The organism is Phaeobacter sp. 11ANDIMAR09 (genome assembly GCF_001294455.1).
GTDB lineage: Bacteria > Pseudomonadota > Alphaproteobacteria > Rhodobacterales > Rhodobacteraceae > Pseudophaeobacter.
Genome location: NZ_LIKT01000022.1, coordinates 1 through 18,360 on the forward strand (window position 1 = coordinate 1; position 18,360 = coordinate 18,360).

The window sequence follows — 18,360 nt, forward strand, 5'->3', positions numbered from 1 at the left end:
TGCGCCCAGAAACCGCAACAGCGCGGGGTTCTTGAGTTTGGTGTTCATTGGATGGCTCCCTTGTGGCGGTGATGCCATCCGTTATGTCGGTGTTGGTCGGTGAGGTGTGATAGTCAAAGCGATTGAAAAAATCTCATAAAAAGCAATATCTTATCATTCAAAGATGATGTTTTTCAGAACTGAGAAAAGTAATCATTTTTGAGATTTTTTCTCAGTTTTGTATATGTCGCAACAGCTCCAGCTCCCCCAAGATACCGACATTGGTTCGACCTATTTGATGGTGGATAAAGGACAGGAGCCGCATTCTCGCAGCTGTTCAATTCAGTTTGCGAGGTGTGACATGTCTAAGAACGAGCTTCTGCAAGTACTAGAAAGGCTGAGCGCCATAGAGGCCTTCAGTCTCCATTCTTACCTTCATCAGAAATCTGTAGGTCCGGGAACTTCTCGCGAAGGAAGTCCAGCGCTTCGCGTGCCTGATCTTCCCCCATGCTCTGAACCATCCCAAAAAGATCATTTCGAATAACTGACATGGGGTTTTCAGCATCAAGCATGGCCACGCTGTTTAACCCGAGAACTCGGCAAATGCTTTCAAGAGTGCTGTACTTCGGCTGGGTTTCACTCCGCAAAAGTGTGTTCACCGCATTTTTGCTCAGCCCGGCAGCAAGGGATAGAGGCGAGTCTTTCCACCCCTTGTAGGCCATAATCGCCCTGAGGTTTTGTTTGCGTTTCTTCCAAATGCGTTTTTGCCCCAAATCGTCTGATACGGTCATGGGATCTACCAATTGTTGCTCCTATACCCTTTGTTGGTACAAGGATTGGAGAATTCTGTCTCCTGCAAAATTACCAGAAAAACACATAATTGCATTGCAAATGGGTAAAATACCAATACATTGGTATTAAGCAACCCTAGGTAGATTTCCCTATTCCGATCTTGTCAACGAGAGTCAGGAAAATGAATGCCACAAGTCCCATCCATGAGTTTGAAGGAAAAACCCTAGGACATGCCATCCAAGAGGTTGAACGGCACTACTTCTGTTATTGCCTAAACAAAGCAAATGGAAACAAAGCCAAAGCGGCCCGTGTGGCAGGCCTATCGTACCAAACCTTCATCCGAAAACTCGGATTACTTGAGCTAAGGATAACCTATCATGCAGAGTGAGCGTGAAAAGCGGTTCCGAAAAACCTTGGAAGGGGCAGCTCAACTGGTGGCGCGCTACGGAGACGAGTTCCTGCCGGTCTTTATCCGCCTTGAACAGGAAGTCCAGGAGATGGAAAGACGCAATTCAGCGATGGAGCGGGCGAGGGCGCTTGCCAAGAAACTGGCCGATGAAGAAAGGCCTCAAAGAGCAATCCGCTCCAAGGCCTCGCGGCGGCCCGCCAGTGCGCCACCATCGCCATAGTTCGGGCGTTTGTACTCATGCCCCAGAATGTCAGCGCGGACCCGATCATCCACCTTTGCTTGTAGCAATGCGTTTTCTATGTAGTGCCGGATCGAATAGGCTACGTGTTTAGGTGTCTCTTTCAGGCCATTGTTTTTCATATATTTATTGATCACTGAGGACCAGGAATTTGCCTTGTGGCGATACCGCAGAATGCCACCGCGCTCTGAGATCCTCCGGGCGGCTTCAAGCGAAACGCCGACCAGTGGAATATCCCGTTCGGTATGCTCTACTTTCAGTTCCCGGCCGTTCTCTGTCACCCGTAGAAAGGGGATGTTGTCCGTCAGCACGTAGTCCTCAAGCGCGGCATCGGTGATTTCGCTGGGCCTTAGCCCGGTGTTGATAGTCATCAGGAAGATGTCCCTTGCCTCATCATTCATGCCGTCCAATGCACCGGGGTGCAGGAGGTGGTCTCTGACCCATTCCCGCGAAAACGCCGGTGTCTTGGTCTTGTGTTTGCCACGCACCTCAAAGCGCAGTTTGCGAAACGGGTTTGGTAGATCCACCTCTTTAAGCGTGGTCCAGGTGTTCCACATCTCTGACAGGTGGCCGATGTCCTTGTTTGCCGTGCCTGGGTCCATCCCGTTCTGGACGCGCTCGGCCCACCATTCGCGGAACTTCAGCGCGTCGTTTCGCGTGATCTGGTCAATGGGCATCGGGATCGGGTTTCGGCGCCCGTCTTTGGGGGCCACCAGTTGCAAAAAATTGGCTACGGCCTTGTCGCGCGGGTTCTTCCAGCGCTTCAGTTGTTGAACGGTTTTCTTGGTGTGCCTGGTCCGGGTCAGACTATAGTAGTCGTCTCTAAGTTCGGTGAGGGTCGGCATAGTTTCTGGCACAGTGCCAAGAACAGCTTGGGCGGCCACCTTGCTGGTGAAATTCTCCCCCGTTACCGCAAGCGTGCGTTTAACCAGGTGTTCGGCATCACCAGAAGCAAGCGTCACTACAGCGCGGTAAGGGTATCCTCTGGCCTGCGCCAAGGTCTTTGATGCATCATAGTGGGCGCGGGCGCTCTCATGGTCGCTGGCGGCGAGGGCTTCCCATTCAGCCAGTCGGGCGGCCTCCACCTGGATAGCTTTCGCTTTAGCCTCCGATAGGCTATCCGTGTGTAGAGCTTGACGGACGTGTGTAAGTGGTTTTCCGGTAGCGCCCAAGACGAAACGTGAAAAACGCTTTGGAACACGTTTCACCCAGTAGTATCGGCCACGGTCTAAGGTGATGCCCAATCCATCCCCCTCAATCTTTCAAGCCAAGCAGGTAGAAGACTGCGTGGATTTTTGACCAATACAAGAACCCGCCCACAACTACCATGTAGGCATAACAAAGCGGCGTAACCAAGGGATGCATCCACCGAGGTAGCTGGGGGCCTTCGCCAATCTGGTGTTTCTGGCTCACTACAAATTTCCCACGAAATGTTACGGGATTTGTTACGGGATTTGTTACGGGATACGCCCTTTTAGAGCAAGTTAAAGCACCGCAAACGCTTCAAGGCGTTGAATTTAATAAGTAAAAATGAAAAGGCTCGACGATAAAAACGTCGAGCCTTATGAATTCTGGCGCACCTGAGAGGATTCGAACCTCTGGCCTCTGCCTTCGGAGGGCAGCGCTCTATCCAGCTGAGCTACAGGTGCTGATCTAGGGGCGGTATAGCCGTCAAGCGGCTGAGCTGCAATGGCAAATCTGATCAGTTTGCAAAAATCCATCAGGGCCGAAAAGCAGCGGTTGGTCGGAGGGAAAACCGGCCATCTCCGTGCGGATCACCCGTTCCAACTGCGTACGACACCACAGTCCATGTGAACAAAATTCGAGCCTCGATATTTGCCTACGCCACCTGCGCGGCAGGCTTTGGCGGCATTGGCCATCTGGCTGACTGAGCGGGAGGAAAGGCGCAGATCAGCGGCCTGACCACGCATATGCAGCGAATTCTTTGCGACTCCGCGTGAGCGACTGCGCAGCATGGCGTTGGTCTGTGGGCTGCGATACCCCGACAACATCATGTAGGGTTCGGTCACATCCAACAGGTTGTGCGAGGCCGCCATAATGTCGATGGTGCGCAGATCCATAGATTTGACCTGATCGGTCCGCCAATCGCGCATGAAATAATTGACCTCTTTCACAGCGTCTTTGATGTAGTCGCCGTCGATCCAGTAGATCATATCGATACGTTCGCCCGTACGGCCCGAGAACATGCGGATACGGCGGATATCGCCGCCGCCCCGCAGAAAACCTGCTGCCTTGGAGAAAGTAGGAGCCGCTGCCACAGTCGTTGCTGCGAATGCACCCAAAAGTGCCCGGCGGGTCATGCCCGTCTTTGTAAGTTCTGCCATGTCTTAACTACGCCATCCCGAACGTGTTTAATCCTGCCTATGCCCGATGTTACAGGCCTACTGCGCTTGTTACCTGCCGAAGGTATGGCACAAGGGGAATCAATAACCAAGGTCCGTTTTGCCTGTGTTCAATTTGCCGAGGATTTTCGGCAAAAAACTGCGCAAACGGGGACAAGAGGTTAATTTTTCCCCTAAGAGTAGCGTCGATTACTCTGTTTATGCGACCGCATCGCATCAAAGTCACACTGACATAGCTTGGTTTCGCAAACGTGAATGGACATTATGGATTGTCTTTCATCAATAATTCATAGAGCTGCTAGCATTGTTACCCTTCATCGCCGTTGAGGACTTATAAATATGACCAAAAGCAATTTCCCGAGCCGCGCTGCACGCCTCAAATGCGGGCTTTTTGCCTTGGCCTTGGGGGGACTTGGCTCCTTTGGTTCTGCGGATATGGCCTCTGCGCAATCGACAGCCTTTCGCCAGGCAGTTGCTGAGACCGCTTCGGTTAACGATGATGTTGCGCAATTTTATCGCAATACGACCTATTCCCCTCTTTGGACGGGGGATGACGACACCTCGAGCCTGCGTCGCGCGGCATTGCTGCATGCTCTGGAAGAGGCTTCGGCACATGGTCTGCCCGATCAATCCGGCACCGCAGCTGCCCTGGTAGAGCAGATGCGCAATGCCAAGACTGCGCGTGAATTTGGCAAGGTCGAAGCCGCACTTAGCGCCGCCTTTGTTAACTATGCCGCAATGGTTCAGACGGGCATGTTGACGCCTTCCAGCATTGACAGCGGCATGGTCCGTAAGCGGCGCGATCATGACGGGGCAGCGGCCCTGGCCGGGATGCGCGACAATCAACCCTTTGCCTATCTGCGCACGCTGGTTCCGGCCTCGCCACAATACCGCGCCCTCATGCGGGAAAAGCTGCGGCTTGAGCAGCGGCAAGCGGCGGGTGGCTGGGGACCAACGGTTCCGGGCAAGAAACTGGAACCCGGCGATACCGGCAGCGCCGTTGTCGCCCTGCGGAACAGGCTCATCGCCATGGGCTACATGCAGCGCAGTGCTACGGCCAGCTATGACCGCGATATGGAGCGCGCCGTTGAAAGCTTTCAGTCTGATCACGGGTTGGAAGTTGACGGTGTGGCCGGCGGCGGCACGCTCAAAGAAATCAACCGCCCGGTCCGCGATCGCCTGAAATCCGTGATTGTCGCGCTGGAGCGCGAACGTTGGTTGACGCCAGAGCGCGGAGAACGACACATTCTGGTGAATCAGACCGATTTCACCGCCAAGATCATCGACAACGGCGATGTTACCTTTGAAACCCGGTCGGTTATCGGCAAAAATGTACATGATCGCCGCTCCCCCGAGTTTTCGGATGTCATGGAGCATATGGTCATCAATCCAAGCTGGCATGTCCCACGCTCGATCATCACCAAGGAATATCTGCCTCAGCTGCGCAACAACCCCAATGCGGTGAGCCATATTCAGATTACTGACAGTCGGGGCCGGGTGGTTAATCGCGGGTCGGTTGATTTCTCGCAATACACCGCCCGCAGTTTCCCCTTTGCGATGCGCCAGCCGCCCAGCACCCGTAACGCTTTGGGACTGGTGAAGTTCATCTTCCCCAATAAATACAATATCTATCTGCATGACACGCCGCAAAAGAGTCTGTTCCAACGGGAAGTGCGGGCCTTCTCTCACGGCTGTATCCGTCTGGCTCAGCCCTTTGAGTTCGCCTATGCGCTTTTGGCCAAGCAAACCGAAGATCCCTATGATTTTTTCCACCGGATTTTGAAATCCGGCCAGGAAACCAAGGTAGACCTGATCAAACAAGTGCCTGTTCACATTATCTACCGAACCGCCTATGTGTCCAACAAAGGCCGGGCCGAGTTCCGCCGGGATGTCTATGGACGTGATGCAAAAGTCTGGGCTGCACTGGAGCGGGCCGGCGTATCACTGACTGACGTTCAGGGGTAGAATTCTGGGGCCCGATCAGGAGCTTGAGCCGGAAAGGGTCCCAAATATGTACACAGTTCGCGAGATCGCCGAGGCCATTGGTGTCGAAGCTCAGGGAGACCTGGAGCTGAAGATCGCCCGCGCCGCCGAACCACAGGATGCCGGGCCGCAGGATCTCGCCATGGCCACCTCTGCCAAATATGCAGAAGGGCTGTCCAAAGGAGCAGCACAGGTGGCCTTGCTGTGGGAGGGCGCCGATTGGCAGACCATGGGGCTGAAGGCTGCGCTCTTTGCGCCACGACCGCGCATGGCCTTGGGGAGCGTCTCTGTCCTGTTGGACAAAGGGCAGGGATTTGCTGCTGGCATTCATCCTTCTGCTGTGATTGATCCCAGTGCCGAATTGGGCGAGGGCGTTTCCGTTGGACCGTTGAGCATCATTGCAGCAGGGGCCAAAATTGGCAGGGGTTCGGTGATTGGCCCCCATTGCTACATCGGCGCAGAGGTGGAAATTGGCGCCGAAGCCCAGCTTCGCGAAATGGTTTCAATTGGGGCGCGGGCGCGTATTGGCGACCGGTTTCGAGCGCAGCCCGGTGCCCGTGTCGGCAGCGATGGGTTTTCCTATGTCACCCCAGAGGTTTCCGGCGTGGAAAATGTCCGCAAAACTGTAGGCGATCAGGGCGACGCCAAACGACAAAGCTGGCTGCGCATCCATTCGCTTGGGGCCGTGCGCATCGGCGACGATGTGGAACTGGGCGCCAATTGCACCATCGACAATGGCACCATTCGCGACACCGAGATCGGCTCGGGCAGCAAGTTGGACAATCAGGTGCACGTCGGACACAATACTCGCATCGGGCGCGACTGCCTGCTCTGTGGCCAAAGCGGCCTCTCCGGATCTGTCGAGATTGGCAACAACGTTGTCTTGGGCGGCCAATGTGGCGCAGCCGATAATATCTTTATCGGGGATGGCGTGATTGCCGGCGGCGGCACCAAGATTTTGTCCAATGTGCCAGCGGGGCGGGTTGTGATGGGCTACCCTGCGGTCAAAATGGAAACCAATACTACGATGTACAAAGCCCAGCGGCGCTTGCCGCGTTTGATGAAGGATATCGAAAACCTGAAAAAGGCTGTTTTCAAATAGGGTTTCACCCGCTACATCTGCCGAGACATCACAGATCAGGGGGCCAAAATGAGCACTCAGGACAAGGTCATTGCAATCGTCGCCGAACAGGCGCTGCTTGAGCCATCGGATGTAACCCTAACCAGCACCCTGGAAGATCTTGGGATCGACAGCATGGGGCTGGTGGAGTGCATCTTTGCCATTGAAGAGGAATTTGACATCTCAATTCCTTTCAACTCCAACACACCGGAAGACAGCGATTTCGACATAACGAATGTTGCGACCATCATCGCCGGGATTGACAAACTCGTGTCACAAAACTCGTGATATCTGCGGCTGACTCACTGGGGAAGCATTCATGAAACGCGTTGTCATCACCGGAGCAGGGACCATCAATGCCCTGGGCCATTCCGTTGCCTCAACATTTGAAGCCATGCGCGAGGGGCGCTGCGGGATTGGCAAGCTGGAGTTTCGCGACGTTGAGCGGCTGTCCATTCGCATTGGCGGCCAGGTGCGCGGGTTTGAGGCCGAAGGGCGCTTTAACCGCCAGCAAATGAGCCTCTACGATCGGTTCACCCAGTTCACGTTGATCGCCGCCAAAGAGGCCATTGAGCAGTCAGGGCTCGAATTCCACGGTGAGCTTTCAGCCAAATCCGGTGTTGTCCTAGGCACGGCCGGGGGCGGTGTTTCAACCTGGGATGACAACTATCGCTCGGTCTATGAGGATGGGAAAAACCGGGTGCACCCCTTTGTGGTTCCCAAGCTGATGAACAATGCGGCCGCCAGCCATGTTTCAATGGAGTTCAACCTCAAAGGGCCCAGCTTTACGGTTTCCACTGCCTGTGCTTCATCCAATCACGCCATGGCTCAGGCCTATCAGATGGTGCGTTGTGGCATGAGCCCGGTGATGATCACGGGCGGCTCTGAATCCATGTTATGCTTTGGTGGTGTCAAAGCCTGGGAAGGGTTGCGCGTCATGTCCAAAAAGGCGTGCCGCCCCTTTAGCGCCAACCGCAATGGTATGGTTCAGGGGGAGGGCGCAGGTATCTTTGTCTTTGAAGACTATGATCACGCCCAGGCGCGCGGCGCGGATATCCTGTGTGAAGTCCTGGGCTTTGCCATGTCTTCGGATGCGTCAGATATTGTGATGCCCAGCAAGCAGGGGGCAGCCCGCGCCATCTCGGGCGCTTTGAAGGATGCGGGCATTGACCGGGAGCGGGTCGGCTATATCAACGCCCATGGCACCGGCACGGTTGCCAATGATAAGACGGAATGCGCTGCGGTGGCTGATGTCTTTGGCCCCCATGCGGATCGGCTGATGATGTCTTCAACCAAATCCATGCATGGGCACCTGATTGGCGGCACCGGCGCGGTGGAGCTGCTGGCCTGTATCATGGCGCTCAAAGATGGCGTCATTGCGCCGACCATCGGCTATGAAGAGCCCGATCCGGAATGCGCCCTGGATGTGGTGCCCAATCAGGCGCGCGAAGTGCGGGTCGATGTGGCGCTCTCCAATGCCTTTGCCTTTGGCGGCCTAAATGCTGTGCTGGCTCTGGGCCGGATCTGACCCAAGCGCACTGCGGCATCTCCCAGCACTTTCCAAGTAATATAGAAAAAGGCCACCCCAGGATCTTTTCCTCGGGTGGCCTTTCTAAATTTCAGGGTCTCGGCAGCGCTTGTAGGCCTGCCTATTGGGGACATCCCCTTATTGTTTGACCACATCCACAACGTTGAAGCCGGCGGTAAAGCCTTTGAGCGACATCTTCATTTCAACCAGCTGATCCGGCGCAGGGGCAGGACGCAGGGACAGGGTGGCCTCACCGCCAGCTTTGAAGGTGTCCACATCCGCCTGTGTCAGCCCGATTTGAGCGATACAGCCAAGCGGGTTGCAGAAGGAGTAGTTATAGCGTTTTCCAGGGGCACCATCGACGGAAATGGTCAGCGCTGCTGGTAACAGGGTTTCCAGGGGAACAATAATGGTTGCGCCGGCAACAGCCTGACCACCGGGCTGATCAATCCGGAACAGCGAAACCTCGGCCATCGGGTTGCCCTCTGGATCCGTCAGAATTTGCAGGAGGGAGCAGGGATCGGTTTCAGCTTCGGTTTTGACGCAGGCCAGATCCCAGTCGCCATGGGTTTCCTTTGCATAGCGTTCGCCAAGCTTTGGAGTGCCATCATCAACAGGCTGACCCAGGTCCAATACCTGATCTGCAGTGGGTTCGGTCTGTTCGGTTGTGCTTTCCTGGGCTGACAAAGAGCTCGAAACCGCCAAAAGGGCGGCCAGGGTGAAGGGCGTAAGGGACTTGATCATGAATGCCTCATTATTCTCAGGTCGTTTGCTAAGCCTTTACCATGTTGCCACATGGGTGTCAGGTCACAATCCTATAACGGGCCAGAAATCGGCAAGGAATTGTATGCAAGTTTAGTAACAAGTGAACTGCTTGGAACAAAAGCAAAAAAGGAAGCTCTCCGGCTTCCTTTTTTGTTTGGTTCTCCCCGTCGGACTGGCCGACTTAGTTATTGATTAGGACGTTACGAAAGGCCTGTGCTCGGGTCAACATGGAATAGTAAAAAAATGTGACGCTCCGCGCCTTTACCTGGTTTTTTTTTATTTTGACCCATCGGCAGGCTTTCAAGGGGCGGGTTTGGACCCCTGCAGCGGAGAGGAAGCGTGAAAAACCAGCAAAAAGCGACCTGAGGGCCTTTCAGGGAGGCTGTTAAAAAAAGGGCCGTGCCTAAGGCACGGCCAGTCTGACAGGGAGGAAATGCTCATCACGATCTCGATAAGAGAGGACGAGCATGATATTGATCGCATGTAAAAGTTAATATTCAGTTTTCAAGGGGTCTCCCTGGAAGCCGCAGCATCCGGGGGGATTCCGGGTGAGAGGTTGCCGGGGCCCCTTGTGATTTTGGCGGGCAAAGGAAGACCATGACGGATAAGATTTTTATTGGCGGCGGCGGCGAAGGCTATAGCGAGCCACAGGAGATGAGCTTCAAATACGCCAACCGCCATGGGTTGATCGCTGGGGCCACGGGCACGGGAAAGACGGTGACCCTGCAAATCCTGGCCGAGAGCTTTTCCCAGGCAGGGGTGCCGGTGATCCTGGCGGATGTCAAAGGGGATCTTTCCGGATTGGCTAAGCCCGGAACACCCGACCATAAGCTGCATGATGCCTTTGCGGGACGGGCAGAGACAATCGGCTTTGACTCGTATCACTATCACAGCTGCCCGGTCACGTTTTGGGACCTGTTCGGACAGCAGGGCCACCCGGTTCGTACTACCGTTGCCGAGATGGGACCTTTGTTGCTGGCACAATTGCTGGAGTTGAGCGAGGCCCAGGAAGGGATCCTAAACATCGCCTTTCGACTTGCGGATGAACAGGCCTTGCCCTTGCTGGATCTCAAAGACCTGCAGGCGCTGCTGGTCTGGATTGGCGAAAATCGGGGCGCGCTGTCACTGCGCTACGGCAATGTCTCCCCGGCCTCAGTAGGCGCGATCCAGCGCCGTCTCTTGGTGTTGGAAAACCAGGGAGGGGCAGATCTCTTTGGCGAACCTGCCCTAGCGCTTGAGGATCTGATGCGCCAGGACGGTGACGGGCGGGGCATGATCAATATTCTAGCCTCCGATAAGCTGATGGCCGCGCCGAAGCTCTATGCCACTTTTCTGCTCTGGCTGCTCAGCGAGCTGTTTGAAGAACTGCCTGAGGTTGGTGATCCGGAAAAACCGCGTTTGGTGTTCTTTTTTGACGAGGCGCATTTGCTGTTTGAGGATGCGCCCAATGCGCTGGTCGACAAGGTGGAACAGGTGGCACGGCTGATCCGCTCCAAAGGGGTTGGCATTTATTTCATCACCCAGAACCCTGGTGACGTACCGGAGGATATTCTGGGACAGCTCGGCAATCGCATCCAGCATGCGCTGCGCGCCTTTACCGCACGCGACCGCAAGAACCTGAAACTGGCGGCCGAGACCTACCGCGAAAACCCGCGCTTTTCCACCGAGGACGCCATCCGGGAGGTGGGCGTTGGCGAAGCGGTGACCTCGATGCTGCAAAAGAAAGGCGTGCCGGGCATTGTCGAGCGCACCCTGATCCGCCCGCCCAGCAGCCAGTTGGGGCCTCTGAGCAAGGCGGAACGCGGCGAAATGCTGCGGACATCTGATATGGCAGGGAAATACGACAAACCCATTGATCGCCATTCCGCCTATGAGATTTTGCTGGAACGCACCAGTAAGGCGGCAGAGGAAGCGGAAGCTGCCGAAATCAAGGCGGAAGAGGCACCAGAACCCATGGCACGCGAATTCAATGCTGCGCGGCGCTTTTCCGGCTCCCGCATTCCCCGCTCGTCATCGCGCATACATAGGCCAAGAGACACCTTTGCCTCAGCAATGTCAGAGGCGGTGATCAAAGAACTGAAAGGCACCACGGGGCGACGTCTGGTGCGTGGCATCCTGGGCGGGTTGTTCAAAGGACGGTAACAGAATAGGGGGCTGACAAATGCCAGCCCCCTATGGGTTCCGCCTTCGGCGGGATATTTTTGGCCAAATGAAACGGAGGCCAAACGAGAAGGGCCGCTCAAAATCTTGAGCGGCCCTTTTTGATTACTTTTCCGGGATCAAGCCACGGGGGCTGAAACGCAGCACCAGGAGCAGGATCAATCCCATGGTGAAGAGGCGCATATGGGCCGCATTCTCCATCAGATGGCCGCGCAGGAAACTGCCTTCCTCAAGGCCGGAGGTCAGTAAGGTGATCAGCTCGAGGCTCATGGGTTCAACCTTGATCCAGAGGAACCAGATCAGGAAACCGCCAAGTACCGAGCCAAAGTTGTTGCCGGACCCGCCAACAATGACCATCACCCAGATCAGGAAGGTGAAGCGCAGCGGGTTATAGGTGCCCGGTGTCAATTGCCCATCCAGGGTGGTCATCATGGCGCCAGCAATGCCGCAGATGGCAGAACCAAGTACGAAGATCTGCAAATGGCGCTTGGTGACGTTTTTGCCCATCGCCCGAGCCGCGACCTCATTGTCGCGAATGGCTCGCATCATCCGGCCCCAGGGGCTTTTGAGGGCCATCTGTGCCATCCAGAGAAGTGCGATCAAGACGATCGAAAACAACACTGCATAGCCCAGCTTGACGTAAAGGGTCGAGCCCAGGACCGGATCCATTCCCAGGCTGGCAAACCACTCGACATAGGCCGGGTCGTTTTGCAGATCGACCTCATAGGGCACAGGACGGGGCAGGCCGACGACGTTCTTCACGCCGCGTGACAGCCAGTCCTCGTTCTTGAGGATGGCGATGATGATCTCGGCAATACCAAGTGTGGCAATCGCCAGATAGTCCGACCGCAACCCCAGTGCGGTTTTACCGATCAGCCAAGCGGCGCCAGCTGCGAGTAGGCCTCCAACAGGCCAAGACAGGATCACCGGCCAGCCAAGACCGCCGAGGTTTCCAGAAATCGCCGGAGAGATCTCCTCGATTGCTTCAATTGAGGGATCAAACAGAGCGCGGTAGATCAGGAAACCCACCACAAGAATGGCCAGAACCAAAAAATTGCGCAGGCGGCCTTTGGGAAGGACTCGGGTTACTGCAACGGCAGAGATCACTGTCAGCGCCCCCATGACCATCGCCATCAGCACGCCCGGCCCCCCGGCGCTCCAGGCGCCTGGGGTGGGCGGTGTGGCAGTCAGGACAACAGCCAGGCCGCCAAGAGCGGTGAAACCCATAATGCCCACATTGAACAACCCGGCAAATCCCCACTGCAGATTGACCCCCAGCGCCATGATGGCTGAAATCAACCCCATGTTGAGGATAACCAGAGATGAGTTCCAGGAACCCGAGAAAAAGCTCCAGTCGGTGAGGCCTTCGAGCAGGATCAGCAGCGCAATAGCCGCAAACATCAAGCTGTGTTTCATGGTGTCAGTCATACCGATTTCCCCTTGAAGAGCCCTGTTGGCTTGAACAGGAGGACGATGATCAGGATCGCAAAAGAAACCGCAAATTTATAGTCGGTGCTCATCAATTGTACCAACCCATCCGGGTCGAGATTGTCCGGCATCAAATACCGCAGAACTTTCTTCCAGGCGTAGGTAATCGTGACCTCGGAAAAGGCGATGATAAACCCACCTGCGATGGCGCCCTGAGGGCTGCCCAACCCACCGACGATTGCTGAGGCAAAGATCGGCAGCAGCAGTTGGAAATAGGTAAAGGGCTTAAAGCTCTTGTCGAGCCCGTAGAGCACCCCTGCGATGGTGGCCAGTGTCGCAACGATCAACCATGTATACATCACCACGCGTTCCGGGTTGATGCCAGACAGCAGTGCCAGGTCCTCATTGTCGGAATAGGCGCGCATAGATTTGCCGGTGCGGGTCCGGTTGAGGAACCAAAACAGCAGTGCCACCACCACAATGGCCGTCACCACGGTGATACCTTGAGTGGTCTTGATCGCCAGACCTTCACGCAGGCCGGTCATCTCCTTAAAGGCGCGAGCCTTGATGATGAAGCGCTCACCATCGGCAAAACGCTGATCACCTGGCCCAATGATAAAGCGCACCAAGCCGTTCATCATGAACATCACCCCCAGTGACACCATAACAAAGACCACAGGCTTGGCCTTTTGGTCGCGATAAAACCGATAGACAGTACGGTCGGTTACCAGCACCAATGCCATCGCTGCCAGAATGCCAAAGGGGAGGGCCAGCAGCGCTGTTGGCAGGGGCCCAAAACTGACGCCCCAAGACTGAAACAACCAGGTGAACAGAATGGTCATCATGGTGCCAAAAGCCATGGTATCACCATGGGCAAAGTTGGAAAACCGCAGGATGCTGTAGATCAGCGTCACACCCAGCGCGCCAAGCGCCAGCTGACTACCATAGGCCACGGCCGGAATCATTACAAAGTTGGTAAGCGCCACAATGGCGTTGAGTACATCCATCGGTCAGCCCCCCAAGAAAGATTTGCGGACTTCGGGATCAGCCAAGAGCTCTTGTCCGGTGCCTGTATAGGCATTGCGCCCCTGCACCAAAACATAGCCTTTGTCAGCGATCTCAAGCGCTTGTTTCGCGTTCTGCTCGACCATCAGGATCGGCAGACCCGTACGGGCCACTTCGATGATGCGGTCAAACAGCTCATCCATCACAATGGGGGAGACGCCCGCTGTGGGTTCATCCAGCATCAGCACTTTGGGCTGGGTCATCAGTGCGCGACCTACGGCCACCTGCTGTCGTTGACCACCAGAGAGCTCACCGGCCGGCTGGTTGCGCTTGTCACGCAGGATCGGGAACAAATCATAGACCTGCTCCATGGTGCCCGTGATATCATCGGTGCGAATAAACGCCCCCATCTCCAGGTTCTCTTCCACCGTCATCGAGGTGAAAATATTACTGGTCTGGGGCACAAAACCCATGCCCTTGATCACCCGGTCCTGCGGGCTCAGCTTGGTGATATCTTCACCCCCTAATCGGACCGCGCCCGAGCGCACATTCAACATTCCAAAAACCGCCTTCATGGCGGTAGACTTGCCCGCTCCATTGGGGCCCACAATCACGGCAATCTCGCCGGGATTAACAGCAATGGTACAGTCATGCAGAATATCCGGCCCTTTGCCGTATCCTCCGGTCATGCCGTCACCAATCAAAAACGGTTCAGACATGCGCACCTCCCTGCATCATCTTTCCACAAATATTCCGGGGGAGCCGCGCAGCGGCGGGGGCAGAGCCCCAATTCATAGATGCTGCCATCAGGCCTTCTCCAGCTTGTCTTTGTTTTTCAAGCCGGTCCCCAGATAGGCCTCAATCACCTGTTCATTGGCTTTGATCTCACCCAGGGTGCCTTCGGCCAATTTCTTGCCTTCGGCCATACAGATCACCGGATCACAAAGCCGACCAATGAATTCCATATCATGCTCAATCACCACAAAGGTATAGCCGCGCTCTTCATTCAGGCGCTTAATGGCATCGGCAATGGTATAAAGCAGGGTTCGGTTTACCCCGGCGCCAACCTCGTCCAAAAATACGATCTTGGCATCCACCATCATGGTGCGGCCCAGTTCCAGCAGCTTTTTCTGGCCACCCGACACTTCGCCGGCCCGCAGATCCGCGATATGGCTGATGGTGAGGAACTCCAGAACCTCATCCGCCTTGGCCCGCAGGGCGCGCTCTTCATCGGCAATGCGTTTGCGGCCAAACCAGGTGTTCCACAGGCTTTCACCCGATTGCGCACCCGGCACCATCATCAGGTTCTCGCGGCAGGTCATCGAGGAAAACTCATGCGCGATCTGGAAGGTGCGCAGCAGACCTTTGTGGAACAACTCATGCGGCGGCAGGCCGGTGATGTCTTCACCATCCATAGTCACGCGACCAGAGGTTGGCTCAAGCACGCCAGCAATCACATTGAAAAGAGTAGTTTTTCCGGCACCATTTGGCCCGATCAAACCGGTTATGGACCCCTTGGCGATTTCCAGCGAAGCACCGTCAACCGCATGGAACCCGCCGAAGTGCTTATGCAAATCCTCGACGACGATCATATCATTATCCCCTGCCACTATTTTGCGGCTTTCTGAATTTGGAACAGCCCGGGCAAAACCCGGGCTGATCAGTGTTACATGGATCCGAAGGCCAGATTAGCGGAAACGCACGGTGACGTTTTTGCCGTCCTGAACTTCGATTTCACGATAGGAACCAGCACTTTCACCGGGGCCAATCAGCTCAACGCCGGTGGCACCTTGATAGTTGATGTCCTTGCCGGCTTTGATCAGCTCAAGCGCCTTGCCAAGCTCGCCGGGGTTGATTTCTTCACCAGGCGCATTGGCCACATCCATGATCTTGGCGCCATAATCGGCTGGATCTTTGGAGTTTGCCGCCTGCATCGCCAGCATGATCAGCGCAGCCGCATCATAGGATTCAGCCGAATATGCCGAGGTGCCGTCAAAGCCCAGATCTTTGGCCTGGTTGGCATAGATTTCCGCACCAGCGCTGTCGGAGCCTGCGATCTGGCCGTAGGAGCCGTTCAGGTCGGGACCAACATTGGTGGGCAGGCTGTCGCCAATCATGCCACCGGGCAGACCAAAGGTGTCAAAGGCGCCAGAGTCCAGCGAAGACTGGATGATGCCCAGGCCACCCTGATCCAGATAGCCGGCAACAACCAGCAGATCACCACCAGCTGAGGCCAAGGATGCAACCTCGGCAGAGTAGTCGCCCTTGCCATCTTCATGCGCGGCCACGATGGTCACTTCACCACCCTGTGCTTCAAAAGAGGTTTGGATTGCATCTGCCAAGCCCTTACCAAAATCGTTGTTGGTATAGGTCAGGGCGATGGATTTAATGCCGCGCTCTTTCAGGATTTCCGCCATAACCTGACCTTCACGCGCATCAGAAGGTGCGGTGCGGAAGAACAAGCCGTTGTCTTCCATCGAGGACAGACCAGGCGAAGTGGCGGAAGGCGAAATCATCACCATGCCGTTTGGAATGGCAACATTCTGCAGGATGGCGCCGGTCACACCGGAGCAGTCACCGCCGACGATGCCGTTCACGCCTTCGGCGACCAGTTTTTCGCCATTGGCTACGGCCAGACCATTGTCGATACAGCCAGTGTCAGCACGCACGGGAGTCACAGTGGCGCTGTCGAGAAGCATGCCAGATTTGGTGACTTCTTCCATTGCCAGCTCGGCACCCGAGGCCATGGCAGGGGCCAGAGATTCAATTGGACCGGTGAACCCAAACAGCACGCCAAGCTTGACTTCTTTGCCGTGGCCACCCGCATAGGAGGTGCCGGCTGTCAGAGCGAGGGCTGCAGTGGCCATCATAAGTTTTTTCATCATTTTTCTCCCAGATTATTGGAACAAGTTCTGTTCATAGAGGAACCCTAGGCAAGGTGGTTTAAAAAGAAAAGTCCCCTTGGCCCGTGACATCCTCCCAATGTCCACTTGCTCTGTGTTTTTGGACCTGCGCTGTTTTGCAGGCCAGATGAGGCGGATGCTCTACAGGGTTCAAAGCCCGAGGGAAAGAAACAATGTCGTTTTTGTCGCAGCCTCGCGGCCTTGTTTTTTCGCCAAACTGCGTGCCTCCACCACATAAGTGGCGCGGACGAATTGGGTGCGCAAACCAGGCATTGATACAAGTATTTGAAGCTTAAAGGATTTTTTATTGATAAAAATCTGGCGGTTCAACAGAGCACCAAGCCTAGGTTGGCACAGAGGTCAAAAAGAGACGACACAGTAAATGTTGAACAGGTGGCAGACGAAAGCACGCCGAATGCCGAAAAAGCCAGAAAGCCGATCCGCTAGGGAGAGAATCGCCCAGGAGAATCAGAGACTTTCTAGCAGTTTGAGAATCACTGTTGGCCGGACTTGCTACCGCGTTCGCGATAGGGGGTGGTGTCGTAATGGGCCCGGTAGCATTTGGAAAAATGCGATGGCGAGGCAAAGCCGCAGGCGAGAGCCACATTGATAACGCTCATATCGGTCTGCATGAGGAGGTTTCGCGCCTTTTGCAGCCGCAACTCCATGTAATAGCGCTTGGGGCTCCGGTTCAAATAGCGGCGGAACAGGCGCTCCAACTGACGGGTGGACATGCCGACATCCTGGGCCAGGATCGAGGGGCTGATAGGCTCCTCGATATTGGCTTCCATCATTTGGATGACCATCGACAGTTTTGGATGGCGCACACCGATACGGGTTGGAATAGACAGGCGCTGAGTGTCCTGATCCGTGCGGATGGAGGAATAGATCAGCTGGTCTGCCACCGCATTGGCGAGATCCTCGCCCTGGTCATTGGCCAGAAGTTTTAGCATCAAATCAATCGAGGAGGTGCCACCCGCAGTGGACATTCTATTGTTATCAATCACAAAAACAGATTTTGTGAGGGTGACTTCCTCAAATTCTTCGGCAAAGCTATCGATGTTTTCCCAATGAATTGTCGCCCGCTTCCCATCCAGCAGTCCAGCTTTGGCCAAGACATAAGAGGCCGTGCAGAGACCGCCGATCATTACACCTTTGCGCGCTTCGCGGCGTAGCCAGGCCAAAAGCTTTTTGCTTGTTGCGCCCTGAACGTTCACCCCGGCACAGACCAGAACGGTATCGTCTCGCTGCAGGTCCCCCAGATCTCCGTCAACGGCAAAAGTGGTTCCGGCAGAGCAGGTCACGTTTTCGCCCCCTTCCCCCAGGAGGGTCCAGGAATAGGCTTCACGACCTGCCATACGATTTGCAATCCGCAGACATTCAACAGCTGACGCAAAGGACAACATTGAGAATTTGTCTAGCAAAACAAATACATATCTTTTGGTGGGTCCGGTTTCTTTTGAGAGATCGACCGGTTTTGTGTGGGTTTGCATTGGGCACATCCTTGGCAATATTTGAATGCACCGGGAGAGACTTAACCTTAAGTCAGCCCCGCGTGAGACCTGAAAACCGTGATCATAGGTTTGCGTCGGGGTCAAGAGGGGCAAATCTAAACTGGTCAGCACGAGTGCGTTTTTGTATAGGTGGCATCCGTTCTACTATTAAGACCTCTTATGCGGAGAAAAGC

At 55.3% G+C, this 18,360-nt stretch carries 17 protein-coding genes and 1 tRNA gene; 6 read left to right on the forward strand and 12 right to left on the reverse strand.

Annotated elements, in window-relative coordinates; all coding sequences use genetic code 11:
* Positions 1-395: 395 nt before the first annotated feature.
* Positions 396-782: a helix-turn-helix transcriptional regulator gene (locus AN476_RS16670; protein WP_157063787.1), complete on the reverse strand. Its 387-nt coding sequence runs from the start codon at positions 780-782 to the stop codon at positions 396-398.
* Positions 783-952: 170 nt separating this feature from the next.
* On the opposite strand from AN476_RS16670, the gene AN476_RS23585 reads away from it, so the two are divergent.
* Positions 953-1,159, forward strand: a complete 207-nt coding sequence (locus AN476_RS23585; protein WP_083464374.1) for a helix-turn-helix domain-containing protein — start codon at positions 953-955, stop codon at positions 1,157-1,159.
* Positions 1,160-1,339: 180 nt separating this feature from the next.
* On the opposite strand, the gene AN476_RS16675 is transcribed toward AN476_RS23585, so the two are convergent.
* From AN476_RS16675 to AN476_RS16685, 3 genes are all read right to left on the reverse strand, one after another.
* The gene (locus tag AN476_RS16675) at positions 1,340-2,503 is read right to left on the reverse strand and encodes a tyrosine-type recombinase/integrase (protein WP_054462740.1); all 1,164 of its coding nucleotides are present in this window, start codon (positions 2,501-2,503) and stop codon (positions 1,340-1,342) included.
* A 487-nt stretch (positions 2,504-2,990) separates the two neighbouring features.
* A tRNA-Arg gene (locus tag AN476_RS16680) sits at positions 2,991-3,067 on the reverse strand.
* A gap of 126 nt (positions 3,068-3,193) precedes the next feature.
* Positions 3,194-3,763, reverse strand: a complete 570-nt coding sequence (locus AN476_RS16685; protein WP_054462741.1) for a DUF882 domain-containing protein — start codon at positions 3,761-3,763, stop codon at positions 3,194-3,196.
* 357 nt (positions 3,764-4,120) lie between these two features.
* On the opposite strand from AN476_RS16685, the gene AN476_RS16690 reads away from it, so the two are divergent.
* The 4 genes from AN476_RS16690 to AN476_RS16705 are packed head-to-tail and all read left to right on the forward strand — an operon-like array spanning position 4,121 to position 8,412.
* Positions 4,121-5,746 carry a murein L,D-transpeptidase gene (locus AN476_RS16690; RefSeq protein ID WP_054462742.1) on the forward strand — a complete coding sequence of 542 codons (1,626 nt, stop codon included), beginning with the start codon at positions 4,121-4,123 and terminating at the stop codon, positions 5,744-5,746.
* A gap of 46 nt (positions 5,747-5,792) precedes the next feature.
* Complete coding sequence (lpxD, locus tag AN476_RS16695; protein WP_054462743.1) at positions 5,793-6,866, forward strand: UDP-3-O-(3-hydroxymyristoyl)glucosamine N-acyltransferase; 1,074 nt, start codon at positions 5,793-5,795, stop codon at positions 6,864-6,866.
* 48 nt (positions 6,867-6,914) lie between these two features.
* Positions 6,915-7,172: an acyl carrier protein gene (locus AN476_RS16700; RefSeq protein ID WP_054462744.1), complete on the forward strand. Its 258-nt coding sequence runs from the start codon at positions 6,915-6,917 to the stop codon at positions 7,170-7,172.
* A gap of 31 nt (positions 7,173-7,203) precedes the next feature.
* The gene (locus tag AN476_RS16705; protein WP_054462745.1) at positions 7,204-8,412 is read left to right on the forward strand and encodes a beta-ketoacyl synthase; all 1,209 of its coding nucleotides are present in this window, start codon (positions 7,204-7,206) and stop codon (positions 8,410-8,412) included.
* Between the two features lie 138 nt (positions 8,413-8,550).
* On the opposite strand, the gene AN476_RS16710 is transcribed toward AN476_RS16705, so the two are convergent.
* Complete coding sequence (locus AN476_RS16710) at positions 8,551-9,156, reverse strand: invasion associated locus B family protein (RefSeq protein ID WP_054462746.1); 606 nt, start codon at positions 9,154-9,156, stop codon at positions 8,551-8,553.
* Between the two features lie 618 nt (positions 9,157-9,774).
* On the opposite strand from AN476_RS16710, the gene AN476_RS16715 reads away from it, so the two are divergent.
* Positions 9,775-11,319: a helicase HerA-like domain-containing protein gene (locus AN476_RS16715; RefSeq protein WP_054462747.1), complete on the forward strand. Its 1,545-nt coding sequence runs from the start codon at positions 9,775-9,777 to the stop codon at positions 11,317-11,319.
* A 123-nt stretch (positions 11,320-11,442) separates the two neighbouring features.
* On the opposite strand, the gene AN476_RS16720 is transcribed toward AN476_RS16715, so the two are convergent.
* The 7 genes from AN476_RS16720 to AN476_RS16745 form a co-directional block, all read right to left on the reverse strand.
* Positions 11,443-12,765, reverse strand: a complete 1,323-nt coding sequence (locus AN476_RS16720) for a branched-chain amino acid ABC transporter permease (RefSeq protein WP_054462748.1) — start codon at positions 12,763-12,765, stop codon at positions 11,443-11,445.
* Positions 12,762-13,772 (reverse strand): branched-chain amino acid ABC transporter permease, encoded by a 1,011-nt coding sequence (locus tag AN476_RS16725; RefSeq protein ID WP_054462749.1) that lies wholly within the window; start codon positions 13,770-13,772, stop codon positions 12,762-12,764. The genes AN476_RS16720 and AN476_RS16725 overlap by 4 nt, the downstream gene beginning before the upstream one ends.
* A gap of 3 nt (positions 13,773-13,775) precedes the next feature.
* Positions 13,776-14,489: an ABC transporter ATP-binding protein gene (locus AN476_RS16730; RefSeq protein ID WP_054462750.1), complete on the reverse strand. Its 714-nt coding sequence runs from the start codon at positions 14,487-14,489 to the stop codon at positions 13,776-13,778.
* An 87-nt stretch (positions 14,490-14,576) separates the two neighbouring features.
* Complete coding sequence (locus AN476_RS16735; RefSeq protein ID WP_054462751.1) at positions 14,577-15,362, reverse strand: ABC transporter ATP-binding protein; 786 nt, start codon at positions 15,360-15,362, stop codon at positions 14,577-14,579.
* Between the two features lie 96 nt (positions 15,363-15,458).
* On the reverse strand, positions 15,459-16,652 hold the full coding sequence (locus AN476_RS16740) for an ABC transporter substrate-binding protein (RefSeq protein WP_054462752.1): 1,194 nt from the start codon (positions 16,650-16,652) through the stop codon (positions 15,459-15,461).
* Positions 16,653-16,823: 171 nt separating this feature from the next.
* Complete coding sequence (locus AN476_RS22900; RefSeq protein WP_157063788.1) at positions 16,824-17,003, reverse strand: hypothetical protein; 180 nt, start codon at positions 17,001-17,003, stop codon at positions 16,824-16,826.
* 164 nt (positions 17,004-17,167) lie between these two features.
* A complete protein-coding gene (locus tag AN476_RS16745; protein ID WP_054462753.1) occupies positions 17,168-18,166 on the reverse strand; it encodes a GlxA family transcriptional regulator in 999 nt (332 codons plus the stop codon).
* Between the last annotated feature and the right edge of the window lie 194 nt (positions 18,167-18,360).

Bases quoted from the DNA above. Each gene is read 5' to 3' on its own strand.
- AN476_RS23585 (WP_083464374.1), top strand. From the start codon at position 953: ATGAATGCCACAAGTCCCATCCATGAGTTTGAAGGAAAAACCCTAGGA.
- AN476_RS16685 (WP_054462741.1), bottom strand. From the start codon at position 3,763: ATGGCAGAACTTACAAAGACGGGCATGACCCGCCGGGCACTTTTGGGT.
- AN476_RS16690 (WP_054462742.1), top strand. From the start codon at position 4,121: ATGACCAAAAGCAATTTCCCGAGCCGCGCTGCACGCCTCAAATGCGGG.
- lpxD (WP_054462743.1), top strand. From the start codon at position 5,793: ATGTACACAGTTCGCGAGATCGCCGAGGCCATTGGTGTCGAAGCTCAG.
- AN476_RS16700 (WP_054462744.1), top strand. From the start codon at position 6,915: ATGAGCACTCAGGACAAGGTCATTGCAATCGTCGCCGAACAGGCGCTG.
- AN476_RS16705 (WP_054462745.1), top strand. From the start codon at position 7,204: ATGAAACGCGTTGTCATCACCGGAGCAGGGACCATCAATGCCCTGGGC.
- AN476_RS16710 (WP_054462746.1), bottom strand. From the start codon at position 9,156: ATGATCAAGTCCCTTACGCCCTTCACCCTGGCCGCCCTTTTGGCGGTT.
- AN476_RS16715 (WP_054462747.1), top strand. From the start codon at position 9,775: ATGACGGATAAGATTTTTATTGGCGGCGGCGGCGAAGGCTATAGCGAG.
- AN476_RS16720 (WP_054462748.1), bottom strand. From the start codon at position 12,765: ATGACTGACACCATGAAACACAGCTTGATGTTTGCGGCTATTGCGCTG.
- AN476_RS16725 (WP_054462749.1), bottom strand. From the start codon at position 13,772: ATGGATGTACTCAACGCCATTGTGGCGCTTACCAACTTTGTAATGATT.
- AN476_RS16730 (WP_054462750.1), bottom strand. From the start codon at position 14,489: ATGTCTGAACCGTTTTTGATTGGTGACGGCATGACCGGAGGATACGGC.
- AN476_RS16735 (WP_054462751.1), bottom strand. From the start codon at position 15,362: ATGATCGTCGTCGAGGATTTGCATAAGCACTTCGGCGGGTTCCATGCG.
- AN476_RS16740 (WP_054462752.1), bottom strand. From the start codon at position 16,652: ATGAAAAAACTTATGATGGCCACTGCAGCCCTCGCTCTGACAGCCGGC.
- AN476_RS16745 (WP_054462753.1), bottom strand. From the start codon at position 18,166: ATGCAAACCCACACAAAACCGGTCGATCTCTCAAAAGAAACCGGACCC.